At 71.3% G+C, this 16,068-nt stretch carries 13 protein-coding genes; 8 read left to right on the top strand and 5 right to left on the bottom strand.

The genetic code is table 11. From position 1 onward, the window contains the following. The first annotated feature begins 106 nt into the window (after positions 1–106). The 7 genes from NCCP_RS03880 to NCCP_RS03850 are packed head-to-tail and all read left to right on the top strand — an operon-like array spanning position 107 to position 9,503. Positions 107–2,140 (top strand): oxidoreductase, encoded by a 2,034-nt coding sequence (locus NCCP_RS03880; protein ID WP_149955936.1) that lies wholly within the window; start codon positions 107–109, stop codon positions 2,138–2,140. Next, a complete protein-coding gene (locus NCCP_RS03875; protein ID WP_149955935.1) occupies positions 2,137–4,272 on the top strand; it encodes an acetate--CoA ligase family protein in 2,136 nt (711 codons plus the stop codon). The genes NCCP_RS03880 and NCCP_RS03875 overlap by 4 nt, the downstream gene beginning before the upstream one ends. A gap of 4 nt (positions 4,273–4,276) precedes the next feature. After that, the gene (locus NCCP_RS03870; RefSeq protein WP_149955934.1) at positions 4,277–5,290 is read left to right on the top strand and encodes an LLM class flavin-dependent oxidoreductase; all 1,014 of its coding nucleotides are present in this window, start codon (positions 4,277–4,279) and stop codon (positions 5,288–5,290) included. A gap of 31 nt (positions 5,291–5,321) precedes the next feature. Further along, positions 5,322–6,092 (top strand): SDR family NAD(P)-dependent oxidoreductase, encoded by a 771-nt coding sequence (locus NCCP_RS03865; protein WP_149955933.1) that lies wholly within the window; start codon positions 5,322–5,324, stop codon positions 6,090–6,092. Between the two features lie 56 nt (positions 6,093–6,148). Then, positions 6,149–7,396, top strand: a complete 1,248-nt coding sequence (locus NCCP_RS03860; protein ID WP_149955932.1) for an acyl-CoA dehydrogenase family protein — start codon at positions 6,149–6,151, stop codon at positions 7,394–7,396. Further along, entirely contained in the window at positions 7,351–8,646 is a 1,296-nt protein-coding gene (locus NCCP_RS03855; RefSeq protein WP_225873663.1) for a thiolase family protein, read from the top strand. The genes NCCP_RS03860 and NCCP_RS03855 overlap by 46 nt, the downstream gene beginning before the upstream one ends. Beyond that, positions 8,646–9,503, top strand: coding sequence for a 3-hydroxyacyl-CoA dehydrogenase family protein (locus tag NCCP_RS03850; RefSeq protein ID WP_149955930.1), 858 nt, complete (start codon positions 8,646–8,648; stop codon positions 9,501–9,503). The genes NCCP_RS03855 and NCCP_RS03850 overlap by 1 nt, the downstream gene beginning before the upstream one ends. Before the next feature lie 121 nt (positions 9,504–9,624). Here the strand turns inward: NCCP_RS03850 and NCCP_RS03845 are convergent, their stop codons facing one another. The 4 genes from NCCP_RS03845 to NCCP_RS03830 all read right to left on the bottom strand — a co-directional run bounded on the left by NCCP_RS03845 (position 9,625) and on the right by NCCP_RS03830 (position 14,157). Beyond that, positions 9,625–10,320 (bottom strand): FadR/GntR family transcriptional regulator, encoded by a 696-nt coding sequence (locus tag NCCP_RS03845; RefSeq protein WP_149955929.1) that lies wholly within the window; start codon positions 10,318–10,320, stop codon positions 9,625–9,627. Further along, positions 10,317–11,681 carry an MFS transporter gene (locus NCCP_RS03840; RefSeq protein WP_149955928.1) on the bottom strand — a complete coding sequence of 455 codons (1,365 nt, stop codon included), beginning with the start codon at positions 11,679–11,681 and terminating at the stop codon, positions 10,317–10,319. The genes NCCP_RS03845 and NCCP_RS03840 overlap by 4 nt, the downstream gene beginning before the upstream one ends. 276 nt (positions 11,682–11,957) lie before the next feature. Then, on the bottom strand, positions 11,958–12,803 hold the full coding sequence (locus NCCP_RS03835; RefSeq protein WP_149955927.1) for a gamma-glutamyl-gamma-aminobutyrate hydrolase family protein: 846 nt from the start codon (positions 12,801–12,803) through the stop codon (positions 11,958–11,960). Positions 12,804–12,885: 82 nt separating this feature from the next. Continuing rightward, positions 12,886–14,157, bottom strand: a complete 1,272-nt coding sequence (locus tag NCCP_RS03830; RefSeq protein ID WP_172627285.1) for an MFS transporter — start codon at positions 14,155–14,157, stop codon at positions 12,886–12,888. Between the two features lie 178 nt (positions 14,158–14,335). Here NCCP_RS03830 and NCCP_RS03825 point away from each other — a divergent pair, with 178 nt between their 5' ends. Beyond that, complete coding sequence (locus NCCP_RS03825; protein ID WP_149955925.1) at positions 14,336–14,728, top strand: cupin domain-containing protein; 393 nt, start codon at positions 14,336–14,338, stop codon at positions 14,726–14,728. Between the two features lie 83 nt (positions 14,729–14,811). On the opposite strand, the gene NCCP_RS03820 is transcribed toward NCCP_RS03825, so the two are convergent. Next, positions 14,812–15,966 carry a baeRF2 domain-containing protein gene (locus tag NCCP_RS03820; RefSeq protein ID WP_149955924.1) on the bottom strand — a complete coding sequence of 385 codons (1,155 nt, stop codon included), beginning with the start codon at positions 15,964–15,966 and terminating at the stop codon, positions 14,812–14,814. Positions 15,967–16,068: the final 102 nt, after the last annotated feature.

Genomic DNA, 16,068 nt, shown 5'->3' with positions numbered 1-16,068 from the left:
TAAAATCGCCTAATCATGAACATGGTTTGAATCCCCCGTCAAGGAGGCGCGGCCCCTGAAAGAGGCGCCCCTTGACCGGGCTGGGGGCGAGATCTAAGTTAATCGTATGAATCATGACCAAGGATTAGCGGCAGAGGGGGAAGCGGCTTTCCCGCACCTGTTCTCGCCCGTCCGGCTCGGGCCGATGCACCTGCGCAACCGGGTCATGATGCCGCCGCACAACTCCGCCATCGGCAACCTGTGGGGAACCGACGAGGATGAGGCAACGCGGGCGATAGCATACCTGGAGTCCCGCGCCAAGGCGGGAGTGGCCTGGGTCGGCGGGGTCACCGGGCGCATCCAGAACCAGTTCATCCCCGGCTTCGAGCCCTCGGGCATCAGCGCGGAGACCAAGGGCTATTTCCGGCTGCCCTACTTTGTGGACCGCGTGCAGCGGGTCACCGGTACCCTGCATGCGACAGGAGCGGTCGTCACCTGCCAGATGACAATGATCGGCGGCTTTCCCCACGCTCCCTCGCCGCGGCTGAGCGGCCCGGCCGGCAACTCGATGCCCCACGTGCTCACCACCCGGGAAATCGCCTGGTTCGTGCGCGAATACGGGTACTCCGCCGAACAGGCACGGCGGGCCGGGCTGGACGGCATCGAACTGCATGTCAACCACGACGACCTGCTGGAGTGGTTTCTCTCCCCGCTCACGAACCACCGTGCAGACGCCTATGGCGGTTCGCTGGAGAACCGCGCGCGGTTTGTGGTGGAGGTCCTCACCGCCATCCGCGGCGCAGTCGGCGGCTCGATGGCCGTCGGCGTACGGCTCAACCTCAAGGAAGAAGTTCCCGGCGGCTACGACGCCGCCGGCGGCATCGAGATTGCCCAGTACCTGGAATCAACGGGTCTCATCGACTTCATCCACGCCGTCGTAGGCACCCCTTGGGGAAACCCCAGCTACATCCAGCCGCATTTCTTCGACCCCGGGCAATGGTCCGGCCTGGCGGGGGACCTCAAGCGCGCCATCGGGCTGCCCGTGGTGCACACCGGGCTGGTCGACTCCCCGGAAACCGCCGAACGCATCCTGTCTGCCGGGGATGCCGACGTGGTGGGCATGGCCCGGGCCCACATTGCCGATGGCGAGATCCTGCTCAAGGCCCGGGAGGGCCGCACCGCGGAGATCCGTCCCTGCGTCGGCGGGAACGAATGCATCAACCGCCGCTACGTGGACGGGCTGCCCTTCGGCTGCGCCGTGAACCCGCACGCGAGCAACGAGGTCGAAGGCCCCTGGCTGCGCTCGGCCAGCCCGCGGCGGCTGCTCGTCGTTGGCGGCGGCCCCGCGGGGCTGGAACTGGCGGCGCTGGCGGCGGAGAGCGGGCACCGCGTGGACCTGTGGGAGGCCGCGGAGGAGGTGGGCGGCCAGCTGCGGATCGCGGCGGCGGCCCCACGGCACGAAAGGTTCGGCCGGTACCTGGACTGGCAGCGGAACCGGCTCGCGGACCTGGGGGTCAAGATCAGGCTCCACCAGCCGGCCACCGCCGCGGACGTGCTGGCCGAGGACGCCGATGCCGTCGCCGTGGCCACCGGCGCCTCGGCCAGGCGCCCGCCAATCGACGGCGCGCACGGCGAGGCGGTGCTGGAGATCCGCGACGTCCTCAGCGGCGCCGCCATCCCCGGCAAACGGGTGGTCGTCGTGGCCCAGGACGACCATATGCCCCCGCTGGCCCTGGCCGACCACCTGAGTTCCCGCGGCCACCACGTACGCGTGGTCTACGCCACCAACGGACCGGCCCAACTGCTCGGCCGCTACATAGTGGGCGTGATCCTGGGCCGGCTCAGCGCCCAGCAGGTGCAGTTCCGTTTCATGGAGGAGGTCACCGCGATCGGCGCCGGCACCATCACCACACGCAACGTCTACTCCGGCGTCCAGGACCGGCTGGAGGACTTCGACTCGGTGGTGCTGGCCTGCGGCGGCGTCTCGGAGAGCTCCCTGTTCGAGGAGCTGCGCGACCGCCGCGACAACGTCCACCTGCTCGGTGACGCCTTCGCGCCGCGCCGGCTGGTTTTCGCCACCCGCCAGGCCTATGCACTGGCCAAGATCCTCCAGGGTCCGGCCGGCGCCGGCACGCCTGGCAACCACAAGGACAACCAATGAACGCACCCACCCTGACCAGTACCGCCAACCGCCTGCCGCTGGACCTGGCGTCCGTGCTCGCACCGCGCTCCATCGCCGTCGTCGGCGCCTCGGGCAACGAGGCCGGGTACTCGTCGCGCAGCCTCACCAACCTGCTGCGGACCGGCTATGCCGGCCGCATCTTCCCGGTCAACCCGCGCCACACGGAGCTGGGCGGGCTGGCCTGCTATCCGAGCGTCCGGGCCATTGGCGAGCCGGTCGACGCCGCCATCCTGCTGGTCCGCAGCGACCTCGTGCCCGACGCCGTGCGCGACTGCGTCGACGCCGGAGTGAAGGTTATTACGGTCTGTTCAGCCGGCTTCGCCGAGGACGGCGAGGCCGGCCGGGCCCGCCAGCGGGAACTGGTGGAGCTGGCCCGCACCGGCGGGAGCCGGCTGCTTGGGCCAAACTGCATCGGCGCGGTCGGTGTCGCGGAGAAGGTAGTGGCGTGCCCCACGCTGAACATCACCGACGTCTTCACCCCCGGGGCGGTCTCCATCATCAGCCAGAGCGGGGGCATGGCGGTGAACCTGTTCAACCGGGCCCAGGGAGCCGGCATCGGCATCCGCGGGTTTGTCAGCGTCGGCAACGAGGCCGATATTGACGTCGCCGACCTGGTGGACGCGCTCGCCGACGACGAGCACACCAAAGTGATCGTCCTGTTCGTCGAGGAGCTGCGCGACGTGCCGGCCTTCACGGCGGCAGTGGCCAAGGCCCACCGCGCCGGCAAGCCGGTGCTGGCCCTGAAGGTGGGCCGTTCCGAAGCCGGGGCCCGCAGTTCGCTCAGCCACACCGGGGCGCTGGCCGGTTCCTACCGGGTCTTCCGCAGCGTCATGGAACAGATCGGCGTCCTGGTGGTCGATTCGGTCGACGCGCTGATCCACACCGCCGACCTGATGGCCAAGGTCGAGCCGCCGGCCTCGAACCGGATCCTCATCGTGTCGCCCTCGGGCGGGGAGTGCAGCTACGCCGCGGACCGGGCCAGCGAACTCGGCCTCGAGGTGCCGGCGCTCGGCGAGGACACCATCCGTGCGCTGTCCCGCGACATGCGCTTCGGCACCCCCAGCAACCCCTTCGACCTCACCGGCCAGGTGATCGGCAATTCCGGGTTCCTGCGCAGTGTGCTCGACGAACTCGAGCGCGCGCCCGAGTTCGACCTGGCCCTGTACGCGATCCCCACGTGGGGGGCGCACGACGCCGAGCGGCTGCTGCCGGGCTTCATTGCGGCGGCCGAGGCCAGCACGAAGCCAACGGTCATCTCGGCCTGGACGGCCGCCAACCTGACGCAGCGCGGAGAGCAGGTCCTCGCCGCCGGCAGGGCGGCCCACTTCGGCTCGGTCGACGCTGCCCTCACGGCACTGTCCCACCTGGTTCGTTGGGCCGGCCTGCGTTCGGCCGCCACAGCGGCAGGGCCGCGGGGCGGGACAGCAGCGGTTCCCCGTCCGGCGGGGCTGCCCGACCTACCCACGGAACACCAGGCCAAGGCCTTCCTGCGCCGGCACGGGCTGCCCGTCTCCCGCGAGGTCCTGCTCAAGGACGCGGCCGGGGCCGCCGGGGCGGCAGCCGGGATCGGCTGGCCGCTGGTGGCCAAGCAGCTGTGCGCCGGCGTGGTGCACAAGTCCGACCTGGGCCTGGTGCGGGTGGGGGTGCGCGGCGAAGCCGACCTCGCCCGGGCTGTGGGGGACTTCGCGGACATCGTCGCCGCACAGGGGCTGGAATCGGAGGGGCTGCTGCTGGCCGAGCTCCGCGAGGGGGCCGAGGTCATCATTGGCGGGATCCGGGATCCCCGGTTCGGCCCGCTGGTGATGATCGGGGCCGGCGGCGTCCTGGCCGAGCTGGTCGACGACGTGGTGTTCCGCCAATGCCCCCTCACGCGGGAGGAGGCCGGGGGCGCGCTCGACGAGCTGGCGGTCGGCCGGCTGCTGCGGGGCCACCGCGGGACCCGCTACGACAGGGAATCGCTGATTGGGCTCATCGTGGACTTCTCGGAGCTGTTCGCGGCCTCCGGCTGGCTGCAGCAGGCCGACCTGAACCCCGTCATCGTCTCGGAAGCCCCCGGTGGCGCCGTCATCGTCGACGCCGCCCTGATCCTCGACCCATCCACGAAGGAGTAAGCAGATGGCACTGAAGTTCGGACTCGCCCTAATGAACGATTTCCCCCAGGACGTGGTGCCCGCCAGCCGCATCTCGCTGTTGCGCGAGCAGGTCCGTGCCGCGCGCGGGGCCGGCATCGACTCGCTCTGGGTACTGCAGCACTACCTGGGCGGCATGCCGACGCTGCAGCCGGTGCACCTGCTCTCGGCGCTGTCGCAGGACGCCGGCGAGATGAAGCTGGGCACCAACATGTACATCCTGCCCCTGCGCCACCCGGTCGGGGTGGCCGAGGAGTTCTCCACCCTGGACCACCTCAGCAACGGCAACGCGATCGCCGGCTTCGGGATGGGCTACCGCGAGAACGAGTTCAAGTCCTTCGGCGTGCCGATGGAGGAGCGGATCAGCCGCTTCGAGGAGAGCATCCAGCTGGTGCGCCAGCTCTGGAGCGGGGAACGGACCAGCTTCGCCGGCCGGCACTTCCACATCGAGGACGAGCGGATCAGCCTGGTCCCGGTCCAGCCCGGCGGGCCCCCGATCTGGATCGGCGCCGGCGCCCACCGCAAGGGCGCGGAGCGGGCGGCCCGGCTTGGCGACGCCTGGATCGTTCCGCCCCACACCTCCCCCGAAAAGCTGGAGGTCGTCCTCGGCCACTACCGTGCCGAGCGCGACCGGCTCGGCCTGGGCCCGGCCTCGGAGTTCGTGGTCCGCCGCGAGCTCGTGCTGGATCCGGACGCGGACCGGGCGCGGGCCGTGGGGCTGGCCGCACGCAACTCGCTGACCCGCGAGTACGCGAAGTACAACGCACCCGACCAGACGGGCAACTATGCCCACCTGGCCTCGGACCAGGCCGCGACGGAAACCGCGGATGCCTCTTACCTGTTCACGGACCCGGCCTCGGCCGTGGTTGCCCTGAAGGAACTGGAGGAGCAGGGCCTGACCTACATCGTCTTGCGCATGCAGTGGTACGGGCTTGAGCAGGAGCAGGTGCTGCGCACCCTGGAACTGTTCAGGGACGAAGTCCTCCCGTCTTTCCGGTGAGCGGCACCCACCCCAGAAGCGAGCGAACACGATGACGTATCCGGTGCTGCAGGACAAGGTCGCGCTGGTGACCGGCGCGGGCATGGGCATGGGCGCGGCGACGGCCGGGCTTTTCGCCAGGGCCGGCGCCAGGGTCGCCGTGGCGGACTTCAACGAGGAGGCCGGCCGGAGGACCGTGGCCGGGATCGAGGCGGACGGCGGCACCGCCTGCTACATCAAGGTCGACGTTTCCCGGTCGGAGCAGGTGAAGTCGATGGTGGACGCCGTCATCGCCGCCTACGGCCGGCTGGACACTGCGGTGAACAACGCCGCCATCACTCCCGACGTCAACCCGCTTCCGGAACTCGACGAGGACTACTGGGACCGGCTGATGGGCGTCAACCTCAAAGGGGTTGCGCTGTGCCTGAAGTACGAGTTGCGGCAGCTGATCAGGCAGGGCGGCGGCGGGTCCATCATCAATGTCTCCTCGGTCCGCGGTTTCCGTCCGCGGGCCAACGCCGCCGCCTACGTTGCGGCCAAGCACGGCGTCGTGGGGCTGACCAAGGTTGCGGCCATGGAAAACGGCGCGCGGAACATCCGCATCAACTGCGTGGCCCCGGGCACCATCGACACGCCCATGCTGCATGCCTCGCTGGCGCGGCGCGGGCAGTCGGAGGCCGGCATCGCCCCGCGGCTGGGCCTGCTCAACCGCTTCGGCACGGCCGAGGAGGTTGCCCAGGCCACGCTCTGGCTGGCCTCGGACCTGTCCTCCTACGTCACCGGAACCACCATCCACGTAGACGCCGGCTACACCAGCAGCTGAAAACCCGCGGCGCGTCCATCCCCTGCCCGCTTCCCCCACCAGTACCTGGAGGACTCATGACCAGCACCACCACCGACAGCGCCGTCCACGTACCCGCGCGGCAGGCCGATCGCCTCTACCACGACCTGCTCTCCAGCGCGGAAACTTTGGAGGTCCGCGGGCGGGTGCGCCGCTTCGCCGACTCCGTCGTTGCCCCCGCCGCCGGCCGCATTGCCACCGGCGACGAGGTGGAGGACGGCTTTCCCGCCGACGTGTTCGAGGCGATGGCCCGCGAGGGGCTTTTCCGGATTGCCTTCCCTGCCGAGGCCGGCGGCCTGGGCCTGGAAAGGCCGGCCTCCGCGACCGTGGCGGCCATCGAGGAGCTGGCGTACCACTCAAATTCCGTGGCCGCGATTTTCGACGTCCACTGCGTCCTGGCCGGGACCGCACTGAACCAGGGATCGCCCGGGCAACGCCAGCAGTGGATGGGACCGCTGGTCCGCGGAGAGATCATTGGGGCCTTCGCCACCAGCGAGCCCGGCTCCTCAAGCGACCTGAGTCCCCAGTCCGTGCAGACCACCGCCACCCGCACCGGCACCGGCTGGCGGCTGCAGGGGCGCAAGCGGTGGATCACCAATGCCCCGGTCGCCGATGTCATCCTGGTTCTGGCACGCACCGGTGAGCGGCTTTCCATGTTCATCGTGCCAGGCACGGCCCCCGGCCTCACCGTGGGGCGGGCGGACCGCAAGCTCGGCAACAAGGGCCAGCTGACCGCCGACGTCGTCCTTGACGGCGTGGAACTGCCGGACAGCGCGCTGCTCGGCGCCGAGGGCGGAGGCCTGAAGATCGCGCTCTCGATGCTCACCTACGGACGCGTCGCCATCGCCGCCGCAGGGGTGGGCATGGCCCAGAACGCCTTCGACCAGATGACCGAGCGGCTCCGGACCCGGGAGGCCTTCGGCGCGAAACTGGGCCGGTTCCAGCACTGGCAGTTCCTGATGGCGGACCGGGCCGTCCAACTCGAAGCCGCCCGGTCGCTCTACATCAAGGCCGCCCTCCGCATGGACCAGGGAAGCACCGTGCCCGAGCCCGAGGCGGCAATGGCCAAGATCGCCGGCACATCGCTGGCCGTCGACATCGCCCGCGACGCGGTCCAGCTCTTTGGCGGCCTCGGGTTCACCCAGGAACTCGGCGCTGACGGAATGCCCGGCCCCGTAGAGGCCCTCTACCGCGACAGCAAGGTCACCGAAATCTACGAGGGCGCCAACGAAATCCAGAAGTGGATCATAGCCCGCCAACTGCTGGGCCGCGAAGTCGCCGGCTGAGCGCACCACAGGACACCGCAGGCCAGTTCCCGCCGCAGCGGCGGACCCAAGAGAAACGAGGCACCATGCCGCAGGAAAAGATTGTGATCGCCGAGGGCGCGCGGACGCCGGTGGGCCGGTACGGTGGCGCCCTGATGTCCCTGCCTGCCCATGAACTGGGGGCCATTGCCGCCACCGCCGCTCTGGAACGCAGCGGGGTCGATGCGCAGGACGTGGACGAGGTCATCATGGGCTGCGTGGGCCAGGTGGGAGCGGACGCCTACAACGCGCGGCGGGTCGCCCTCGCCGCGGGGGTGCTGCCCTCCGCCACGGCGCTCACCGTGAACCGGCTCTGCGGCAGCGGCCTGCAGGCGGTCTGGTCGGCGGCGCAGCAGCTGCGCTGGGGGGCGGCGGAGATCGTCCTTGCCGGGGGCGACGAGTCGATGTCCCGCATGCCGTTCCTTGACTTCGATTCCCGGGCCAACGGCCGGCTGGGCAACCGAACGGCGGTTGACGGGACCCTCGCCATGCTGACCGACCCGTTCAGCAACAAGCACATGGGTGTCACCGCCGAAAACGTGGCGGAAAAGTACGGCGTCAGCCGCGCCGAACAGGACGAGTTCGCGCTGGAAAGCCAGCGGCGGGCGGCCACGGCTGCCGCCCGAGCGGCGTTCGCCGAGGAAATCACCCCCGTGAAGGTGCTGGGCAGGAATCCGGTGACGGTAACCGACGACGAGCACCCCCGCCCGGACACCACGCTGGCCAGCCTGGCCAGCCTGCACCCGGCCTTCCTGCAGGACGGATCCGTCACCGCCGGCAATGCCTCCGGGGTCAACGATGGCGCCGCCGCGATGGTCCTGATGCGCGAAAACACCCTGCGCGAACGGGGGCTGGACGCGCTCGCCACCCTGGAACACGTGGCGGTTGCCGGCATCGATCCGGCCCTGATGGGCTATGCGCCGGCCCTGGCCCTGCAAAAGCTCTTCGCCGAGACGGGCCTGAAGCCCAGCGACATCGGCGTTGTCGAATTAAACGAGGCGTTTGCCGCCCAAGCCGTGGCCGTCATCCGGGACGTGGGGCTGGACCCAGAAACTACGAATCCCTACGGCGGGGCCATCGCCCTGGGCCATCCGGTGGGCGCCACCGGCGCCATCCTGGCCCTGCGGGTCGCCAAGGACCTGCAGCGCCGGGGGCTGGAACTGGGCATCGCGACGCTGTGCATCGGCGGCGGCCAGGCCATCGCGGCACTCTTCAGGAGATGGGACGCCTGATGACCGCCATTTCCTCCGTCGGCGTCGTCGGTTCCGGGACGATGGGGCGCGGCATCGCCGAAAGCGCATTGCGGGCCGGCTTGCGTGTGGTCCTCCATGACTCCTCCCAGGAGGCCTTGAGCTCTGCGCGCAAGCGCATTGAGTCCAGCCTGGCCCGCTCGGTCGAACAGGGCCAGCTTTCGGCCGACCAGGCCTCCGAGCGGCTGGCCCTGCTGGAGCCTGCGTCGGCACCGGACTCCCTGTCCGGTTGCCAACTGGTGATCGAGGCCGTTCCGGAAATCCTGGAGGTCAAGCTCGCCGTGCTGGCCTCCGTCGAAGGGCATGTTTCCCGGTCCGCCGTGATCGCCACCAACACCTCCTCGATCCCGATTACCAGGCTGGCCCAGGCCCTGGCGCATCGGGACCGGTTCCTGGGCCTGCACTTTTTCAACCCGGTCCCCCGCATGCCGCTGGTCGAGGTCATCCGCACCGTACACAGCAGCGAGGGCACCGTCGCGGCGACCCGGGAGTTCGTGGCGGCAGGGCTGGGCAAGACAGCCCTCCTCCTTGAGGACCGACCCGGCTTCGTGGTGAACGCCCTGCTGATCCCCTTCCTGCTCGCGGCGGCACGGATGCTGGACAATGGCTATGCGCCGGCGGAGACCATCGACGAGGCCATGCGGCTTGGATGCGGCCACCCGATGGGCCCGCTGGAGCTGGCCGACTTCATCGGCCTGGACGTGGTCTGCGCCGCAGCGGATGCAATGTTCGGGCAATCCCACGACCCCGCACTGGTGGTGCCGAACAATCTGCGCAGGCTCGTGGACGCGGGGCATCTGGGCGCCAAGACCGGACGGGGCATCTATCCCCACGGGTAGCAGGGGTGCGCTCGCCGTTTGTTCCCGTCCCGGCCCGCTCCAGCAGGTCGTAGGTCAGGTTCGCGGGGCTGGAATTCCTGCCGTTCGCACGGCTGGGTTCACCGCAGGGTGCGCCGCCCGGCTACACCCCGGGCATCCACCGCATGCAGTAGTCGAGGTTTTCGATGACGGTGCGCACCGCCGCCTCGCCGTCTCCGGCCTCGATGGCATCGGCCAGGTCCTCGTGCCCGGCAGCCAGGCAGCCATTGAACCCCTTGTCCAGCCGCTGGGCCATCTTGGTTCCGTGGAACACGTCGCCGAAGCTGTCATAGAGCTCGTGCAGCAAAGGGTTGCCGGAAGCCTCCGCCACCTTCAGGTGGAAGGCCCAATCCGCGGAAGCCCACGCGTCAAAGTCCCCGGCCGTCCAGGCCTGCCGCCGCCGGGCCAGCAGGGCGCGCAATCCTGCCACCACGCCGGCGTCGGCCGTCCGCGCGGCCAGCCGCGCCGCCTGGGTGTCCAGCGCGAAGCGCACCTGCAGCACGTCCTCGTCCGCGTGCTCGTGATAGGCCCGCCGCGCGGTTCCCCGGATCTCGCTGGTGGCCCGCACGTACGTTCCGTCCCCGCGCAGCACCTCAAGCATTCCGGTGTGGGCCAGGGCCTTGACCGCCTCGCGGAGCGTGCCGCGGGAGACCCCAAACTCGGTGACGAGTTGGGGCTCGGGAGGGATTCGTGTCCCCACCGCCCAGCGGCCGGACGCAACCGCGTCCCGCAGCCGGGACACGACCTCTCCGGCCAGCGGCGGCCGAACGCCGGAGGGACCGCGCTCCCCCGGGCTCATGCCCGCACCCCTGGCCGGGCCGGGGCCTGCGTGCCCCCAAAGCGCCTGCTCAGCCAGTACCCGAGCAGCAGTTGGACCACCGCGCAGGCAGCCATCAGTACCAGCGGCACGGTCCAGCTGCCGAGCGCGTCGTGCAGCAGCCCGAGCCCGAACGGCCCGGCCGCGGCGATCAGGTAGCCCAGCGACTGCGCCAGGGTGGACAGGGCGGTGGTCTCCGCCGCAGTGTCCCCGCTGCGGCTGATGAGCAGCATGACCAGCGGGAAGACCCCAAACCCTATCCCCATCAGCACCGCCGGCAGCACGGCCCACTGGGCCGGGACAACGAGCAGCGCCACGAACCCGGCCAGCGAGGACACTCCGGTGGCCAGGAAGGCCGGCCGCACCAGCCGCGGGCGGGCCGCCATGGCCAGCAGCATCACGACTGCCGGAATGGTGACCACCTGCACCAGGCCCAGCAGGAGGCCTGCGGCCGTGGCATCCAGCCCGCGGGCGATGAGGATGGAAGGCAGCCAGCCCATGGTGGTGTAGGCAAGCAGCGCCTGGACCGCGAAGAGCCCGGTGAACAGCAGGCCCTTGCGCGTGGCCAGCATCGGCCACGGAGAGACGTGCCCGGCCGCCCCGCCAAGGCCTTTCCGGCGGCGGAGGGCCAGCGGCAGGAAGGCCAGCAGCGCGGCAACGGCGGGCAGCGCCCACGCCGCAAGCCCAAGGGCCGGCGAGCCGAGCCCTGCCGCAACCGGGACGCTGACGGTCGCGGCGAGGGTCGCGCCAATGGACATGGTGATGGTGTAGGTCCCGGTCATCACCGGGGTGCGGCGGGCGTGGTGTTCCCGGATGAAGGAGGGCATGGCCACGTTGCAGACGGCCAACCCGCACATGGCCGCCGCCGTGCCGGCCAGCAGCATGCCGGTGGATTCGACGGCGCGCACCGCCAGCCCGGCGGCGAGCAGGAACAGGGCCAGGGCAATTGCGCGCTCCAGCCCGGCGCGCCGGACCAGCCAAGCGGTGGCCGCCCCGGCGAACCCGAAGCAGAGCACGGGAATGGTTGGCAGCAGCGCCGCCACCAGCGGACCGTAGCCGAGCAACTCCTGCAGCGAGTGGTAGAGCGGGGCTGCGGAGGCGATGCCCGCGCGCAGGTTCAGCCCCACCAGCACGACCGCGCCAACGGCCAGCAGGACGCGGAACCGCCGTGCGCCCGCGGGAACAGCGGCGGCGACAGCGGCGGGAGTCGCGGGAGACGCGGGAGACGCGGGAGACGCGGGAGACGCGGGAGACGCGGGAGACGCGGCGGAGGGGGCATCGGCTGCGCGCGGGATGCCGGAAGCCGGCGGGCACGGCGGCTGGGCCGGAACGGTGGTGGGCATGGATAAACATTAGACGTCTGATGTTTGCCGTGACCAATGCGCCCCGGAGGAGGAAGGGCACGCGCGGCGGCTGAGCGGCACGCCGGGCGGGGCAGGGACGGGGCGGGGGCGGGCTCAGCGGCCGGGGGCGGGACAGGTCAGGCCTGCCCCGCGCCGCGAAACGGCCAACGGTAGCGCAGGAGTTGCTGGAATGGGCGGGCCATTCAAGCAGTTCCTGCGCTACCGTTCCGGCAGGTTTTCCCCGGCGGTTTTTCCCGGAGGGGCTTCGGGAGGGGCTTAGGAGGGCACCGCCGCGGCGGACGGGACTCCGGGCCCGGTCCGTCCCCGGTGAACCCGCCCAGCCCGGTCGATGAAGGGCTCCAGCAGCGCGGCGAACTGGCCCGGCACGGTTCCCCGATGTTCAGGGTGCCACTGCACGGCCAGCACCCACGCACCCTTGGGGCCCCCATCCCCGCGCATCCCATCCCCGCAGGCCATATCCCCGGACGCCATATCCCCGAGCGCCATGTCCCCGAAGTCCACGGACTCGATCGCTTCGACGACGCCGTCTGCGGCGCGGGCTGCGACGCGCAGCCCCCGGCCGAGCTCGCGCACGGCCTGATGGTGGGCCGACTGCACCGGAATATCCCCCGCCCCCAAGGCCTCGGCCAGCCGGGTGCCGGGCAGGACTTCGGCATCGTGGGTAACCATGAGCCCGCCCGGCCCGTGGTCCCGGTGGAAGGACCCGGGACCCAGGTCCTCAATGAGCGTGCCGCCCAGAACCACGTTGATCAGCTGCATGCCGCGGCAGATGCCCAGGACCGGCCGGCCCGTGGCGAGCATGTCCTCGATCAGCGCGGCCTCGAAGGCGTCCGCGGAAGGGTCGGTGTCGCCGATGCTCGGGTGCCCGGGGCTGCCGTAGCGGGCCGGGTCCACGTCCCCGCCGCCAAGGATCAGGGCGCCGTCGAACCGCTCCGCCTCCGCGGTGCCTCCGGCGCTGGAATCCAGCACGACGGCGGTCCCTCCGGCCGCTTCGACCGCGGCGGCCGCGCACGCGGCCAGGCCGGACACCTCTTCCCGGTAGGCCGGGGTGTATGGGGTGGCGGAGCGGGGGAAGGTCAGGGCGATGGTTGGGCGGCGCATGGGCACGATCTTAGCGCCGGAAGTCCTCCGGAGCTGCAGCGCCACCGGGCGCGGGGGATGCGGCCGCGGGGCCGCGGGGCCCCTATCCGTCGAGGGCGTACCGGTCGCGTCCGACCGGCACCCCGACCAGCGCCTGCAGGACCGAGGCCGCAAGCACCAGGGCCAGGGGCCAGATCCATCCGGCGGACTGGTCGTGGAGGAGGCCAAACAGGGGCGGGCCGGCGGCGGCCAGCAGGTACCCGCCCGTCTGGGCCATCCCGGACACGGCGCTGGCCTGCCGGTGCGTGCGCGTGCGCAGCCCGAACAGGGACAGCGCGACCACCAGGGACGCACCGCTGAAGAAACCGGCCACCACCACCCACAGCAGCATCGCCCCGGGGGCCAGCATCAGTCCCAGCACCGCGGCGGCGGTGCCGGCCGCGGGCACCACGGGGCCGATCCTCCGCAGCCTGCCACGCAGCGTCAGCGGCGCCAGCAGGCTGGCGACCACTCCGGCCAACTGGAAGAACATCAGGTCCCACCCTGCCGCCACGGCGGGCCGGCCGTAGGACTGCTCGACCGTCGGCAGCCAGCTGACCAGCACATAGAAGGTCAGCGCCTGCAGGCCCATGTACGCGGTCACCTGCCACGCGACGGCCGAACGCCAGACCGCGCCGCGGGCCATGGGGGCGTCATCGTTGGTGCCCGGGCCGGGGAGCTTGGCAGGCCCGGCAAACGCGGCAGGCCTGCCGGATCCGGTGGATGGAGCCACCCGGCCCGCGCGCCCCCACAACCACCACACCAGCAGCGCGGGCAGCACAAGGACCGCGTAGGCGCCGAGTGCGAAGCGCCAGCCCCCGGCCCCGCCGCCGAGCGGGACCCGGGAGAGCGGGACAGCCAACCCCGCGCCGAGCGCGGCCAGGCCGCCCATGACGGCCGAGAAAACACCGGTCAGTTCCGTCATGCGGTCCGGAAACTCCCGTTTGACGACTGCCGGGATCAGCACATTGCCCAGGGCGATTGCCGCCCCGATGATGAACGTCCCGATCCACAGGCCCGCCGCCGCACCGGGCAGCGGGCGCACCAGCGTCCCTGCCAGCAGCAGGACCAGCGCCACGAGCACGGTGCGATGGATCCCGAAGCGCTCGCCCAGCCCGTGGGCCAGAGGCGATACCGCGGCGAAGGCCAGCAGCGGCACGGCCGTCAGCAGCCCCAACTGGGCCGCCGTCAGTCCGGCTTCCGCACCGATGGGTTCCAGCAGCGGACCGACGGCGGTGATCGCCGGACGCAGGTTCGCCGCCACCAGCATGATGCCGGCCAGCAGCAGGGCGGGGGCAACGGCCCGGTGGCGGATGATGGGGGTGGTGCGGGCCAAAAGACGGATCCTTCGCTGGTGTTGTGCTTCCAGACCCCACCCTACGCGGGACGGGGAGGCGGGCGGGCGTGCGCCGCGGACCTGCCCCAACGCACCTGCTCCTGGACTAGGATGGCGGCGTCGGGGCGGCCCTCCGCCCCTGCGCACGCACGAGGGCGGACACGGGAACGGGGTGGGCATGGAACGGCTCAAGGGGCTCGGGGAGATTGGGCTGAAGCCGGGGCAGGCGCTGCGCGTCAACCGGCTGCCGCTGGAGCATGGACCCGTGCCCGCCGAACGGGTCGCCGTGGGCACGCCCACGGTCGCGTCGATGGCCCTCGCCGAGCTGGGCGGGTTCGAGGTCGGCGTGTGGGAACTGACCGAGGGCACGACGTACGACGTCGAGGCCGACGAGGTCTTCGTCGTCACCGCCGGGCGGGCGAGCGTGGTAATCGAGCCCCAGGACGGGCATCCGGCACGCAAGGCCGAACTGGCCCCGGGTACCCTGATGCGCCTCGCCGCCGGGATGAGGACCGTGTGGACGGTCGCAGAACCGCTGCGGAAGGTCTACCTGAACCGCGCTGGCCGGTAGGCGCAAAGGACGGGCAGGCGCCCAGGCGCCCAGGACGGGCAGGGCCCCGTGGCGGCGGTGCCGGCACGGGGCCCTGCCGCACACTAGGAGGCCGCGCGCTCGGAGGTCTCCCCGTTCGGCCAGCGCAGCAGGGCCGCAACTCCGACCCCGTGGGGCAGGACCCCGTCCGGGACATACCGGATGGTTGCATCCGTCAGGGCGACCGCCCGCAGCAGGACCTCCGGCGCGGGCCAGGACCCGGCCACCAGTTCGGCATGGTCCGGGGAGTCCTCGGTGTCCAGCCACGGCTCCGCGGTGAGGGCGCGCAGCGTGGCGTCGTCCTGGTACTGGGCCACCAGGACCGTGTCCGCCTGGGCCTGCTGGAGGGCCGTGACCACCTCGGACAGGCCCAGCGCCAATCCCCCGCGTCCGCTGCCGAGCCGGTTGGCAACCTTCTCGGAGAGGTCCCGGATGTCGTTGGCCATCGCCTCGGCGACCTTTGCCTCGATTTCGGCGCTGAAGTGGTTCTGGTCCGCCCCACCGGTGCGGGTGTGCTGGTCCACGGTGGTGGCGATGGCCCGGCTGGCCTCCCCCAGCTGGGAGAGGACCAGTTCGCGGGCCTTGACGTCCCCGGAGAGCACCACCAGGCGGGCCCCGCTGTCGCGAACCACGTCGTCAATCTGCTTGGCGATGCCGTCGGCGTTGCGCTTCCAGATTTCCTCGGTGGCGGATTGGTTCTGCGGCTCGCCGTACTGGTCCGGGACCTTCCGGGCATGGTGGGCCTCGTCCGGGTTGCTGGCCACGCGGCGCACGTCGGTCACCCCGGGCGCCGCCGAGTGCCGCAGCCTCACTTCGCCGCCGTCGCGCCCGACCTCCGCCACCACGTAGGCGAACTGCCCGCCGCGGTTCCGGGCCAGCGGGACCAGGTTGGGGAAGGGTCCGCAATCGACGCGCGGTGCTCCGGCCTCGACCCCGGGAAGCACCTCATCGAGCACGACCTCGCCCTTGTTGACGGCCACAAAGCGTGCCGCCGGGGAGGCCCACCCCCTGGCGGGGAGCAGTGCGGCCCGCATGGCCGCGATGTCCACCTCGTCGGCGCGCTGGGACGCCAGCAGCTGCGCAGCCTTCTCCGGCAGTCCGTCGGCGGCTTCCCTGGCCGCCGTGGTGCCCAGGGAAGCATCGACGAAAGCGGTGCACCACGGCCCCTCCCGTCGGTACAGTGCCGCATCAATACCGGTGGAACCTGCCCGGTTAGCCATGGGGGAACTCCTTCCCACGCGACAGCAGTGCCGCGTGTGCCGACTCGGTCGTTCCGCCCAACGTAGCACCGGCTTCGGCGGGCCGAAAGGCCCGCCGAAGCC

Origin of the sequence: Zafaria cholistanensis, from assembly GCF_008580665.1 — a bacterium.
Lineage (GTDB): Bacteria > Actinomycetota > Actinomycetes > Actinomycetales > Micrococcaceae > Zafaria > Zafaria cholistanensis.
Note: the sequence above shows the minus strand (reverse complement) of the source record. Positions and strands in the feature narration are given on the sequence as shown.